Annotated in this window: 2 protein-coding genes and 1 pseudogene; all 3 read left to right on the forward strand. The window is 73.9% G+C overall.

Annotated elements, in window-relative coordinates; translation table 11 throughout:
* On the forward strand, nt 1–825 hold an 825-nt coding region (locus tag B7767_RS25370), incomplete at its 5' end, for a thioesterase domain-containing protein (protein WP_256923562.1).
* 45 nt (nt 826–870) lie between these two features.
* Complete coding sequence (locus tag B7767_RS25375; RefSeq protein WP_085574227.1) at nt 871–2,436, forward strand: ABC transporter substrate-binding protein; 1,566 nt, start codon at nt 871–873, stop codon at nt 2,434–2,436.
* A pseudogene (locus B7767_RS25380) lies at nt 2,433–2,874 on the forward strand (ABC transporter permease); the annotation flags it as partial. The gene B7767_RS25375 and the pseudogene B7767_RS25380, both read left to right, overlap by 4 nt.

Below are 2,874 nucleotides of genomic sequence, written 5' to 3' on the forward strand. Positions count from 1 at the left end.
CTGATGCACCCCTCCGGCGGGGACGTGCTGTGCTACGGCGAACTCGCCCGTCTCCTCACCGACGGCCGGCCCGTCGTGGCCCTCACCGACCCCGCCCTGACCGGCGGTACCGGGCCGCGGACCATCGCCGAGACGACCGACCGCTACCTCGCGGCGCTGCGCGTCCACCAGCCGCAGGGTCCCTACCTGCTGGGCGGCTGGTCGATGGGCGGCACCGTCGCCCACCAGATGGCCGTGGAACTCCAGCGACGCGGCGAGCGGACCGACCTCCTCGTCCTGATCGACTCCAACACCCCCGACCGCATCCGGGCACTGGGCGGCACCGACCGCGCCCAGGACACCGCCTTCGCGGCCGTCCGCTACCTGCGCTCGCTGGAGGCGTTCCTCGACCTCGACCTGGACCTCGGCCCGGACGCGGAGACGATCCGCACCGCCCCGGACGCGGCGGCGGTACGCCGGGCGGTCACCGAACGGCTACGAGCGGCCGGCCTGCTCGGCCCTCGGGACACCGCCGACACCCGCCTCGAAGTCTTCGAACGCCACCTGCGGGCGCTGGCCGAACACCGGGCCGGACACCTCACCGACCCGGCCACCCGACTGCTGCTCATCGCCGCGTCCCGCCCCGCGCCGCACAACGCCGGTGTCGGCATGGGCGTCGACGACGCCGCGGACCTGCCCTCTCTCGGCTGGCTGCCGCACGTCAGCGGCCCCGTCGACGCCCACACCGTCGAAGGCCACCACTACTCCCTGCTGCACGACCCCGTGGTACGGCGGACCGCCGCCCTGATCGACCGGGCCCTGGCCGCCGTGCACACCGGCCGGTGAATCCGGCGGTCACCCCCGACCCCGAACCTCTCGCGGAAAGCAACCATGCACCAGCACCCGTCACCCCGCAGCCCCCTGTCCCGCAGATCCGCTCTCACCGCCCTCGCGACGGTCGGCGCCCTGCTGCTGAGCGCCTGCTCCGGCACACCCGCCGCCGACGCCCCGGCCTCCCGCACAGGCGTGCCCGTCGACGGCGGCACCCTGCGGTACGCCGTCGCGGGGTCACCCGCCACCGCCAGCGACGACCCGCACGGCGGCCTCGGCAACGAGTCCGACGTCCTGCGCTTCGCCCTGACGTACGACGTCCTGACCGTCCCCGGTGAGGACGGGAAGACCCGACCGCGGCTCGCCACGTCGTGGAAGCCCAACGACGCCATGGACCGCTGGACCCTCACCCTGCGCGAGGACGCCCGCTTCACCGACGGCGAGCCGGTACGCGCCGCCGACGTGCTGTACTCCCTGCGGCGCATCAGCGGCAAGGCCGCCGAGAACTACGGCCGGCTCGCCGACTTCGACATGGCGAAGTCCACCGCCCCCGACGAGCACACCGTCGTCCTGGCCACCCGCGCCCCGATGGCCGACGCGCCCCGGGCCCTGGAGTCCGTCACCTTCGTCGTCCCCGAGGGCACCAAGGACTTCTCCCGTCCCGTCACCGGATCAGGCCCGTACCGGGTGGAACGGACGGGTGCCCAAAGCACCGTCCTGACCCGCAACGGCACCTGGTGGGGAGAGCGCCCGCACCTGGACAGGATCGAGATCCAGGCCGTCGCCGACCCACAGGCACGGGCCGGCGCCGTCGCCTCCGGGCAGGCCGACGTCGCCGGCAGCGTCAGCCCCGCCGCGGTCAAGAGCGCGGGTTCCTCGGCGAAGACCCAGGTCGTCCGGCGCGACGGAGTCACCGAGTACCCGTTCGTCATGCGTCTGGACACCGAGCCGTTCGACGACCCCAGGGTCCGCGAGGCGTTCCGCCTCGCCGCCGACCGCAAGGCCCTGGTCGACACCGTGTTCCTCGGCTACGGCAAGGTCGCCAATGACCTGCCCACCCCCTACGACCCCTCGGCCCCCGACGATCTGCCGCAGCGCACCCGCGACGTGGAGAGGGCCAAGGAACTGCTGGCCGAGGCCGGTCACGCCGACGGACTGTCCGTCACCCTGCACACCACCACGTCCTACCCCGGGATGGACACCGCGGCCACCCTCTACGCCCAGCAGCTCGCCGACATCGGTGTCGACGCCGAGGTGAGGGTCGAGCCGGCGGACACCTACTGGACCGCCGTCTACGCCAGGAAGGCCTTCTACACCGGCTACTACGGCGGCATCTCCTTCCCCGACCTCGTCCGCGTCGGACTGCTGTCCGACTCACCGACCAACGAGACCGCCTGGCGCAGCGAGAGCTTCGACGACGGCTTCGCCAAGGCCATGTCGACCGCCGACGAGGCGCGCCGCGAGGAACTGCTCTCCGGGATCCAGCGCGAGCTGTGGGAGGACGGCGGCTACGTCGTCTGGGGCACCGGGGACGGCCTGGACCTCGCCGCGCCGGGCGTGCGCGGACTGCCCGACGGGCCGGGGTTCCAGCGCATGTTCATCGACCAGGTGTGGATGGCCAAGTGACCCTGCGCACTGCCGGCCGCGCCCTGCGCCCGGCCGGCCGGGCCGCGGTCTTGGCCGTCGCCGCCACGGCCGTGGTCTTCACGGCCACCGAACTGCTCCCCGGTGACGCCGGGGAACTGAGGACGACGGGCCGGGTCTCCGAAGAGGACGTCGCGGCGGAACGGGAACGCCTCGGGCTGGACCGGCCGGCCGCGGCGCGCTACCTCGACTGGCTGTACGACCTGATCCGGGGGGACCTGGGACACTCGCTGGTGGGTGGCAGACCCGTGGCGACGCTGTTCGCCGAACGGCTGCCCGCCACCGCCGTCCTGGTCGCGGCGGCACTCGCGGTCACCGTGCTGCTCACCGCGACGGCCCTGACCGTCACGTACCTGCGCGGCGGCCGGGGCGGCTCGGCCGCCACCGGCCTGGCCGCCGTGCCGCAGCCGGTCCACGCGG

The organism is Streptomyces sp. 13-12-16, from assembly GCF_002114215.1.
GTDB lineage: Bacteria > Actinomycetota > Actinomycetes > Streptomycetales > Streptomycetaceae > Streptomyces.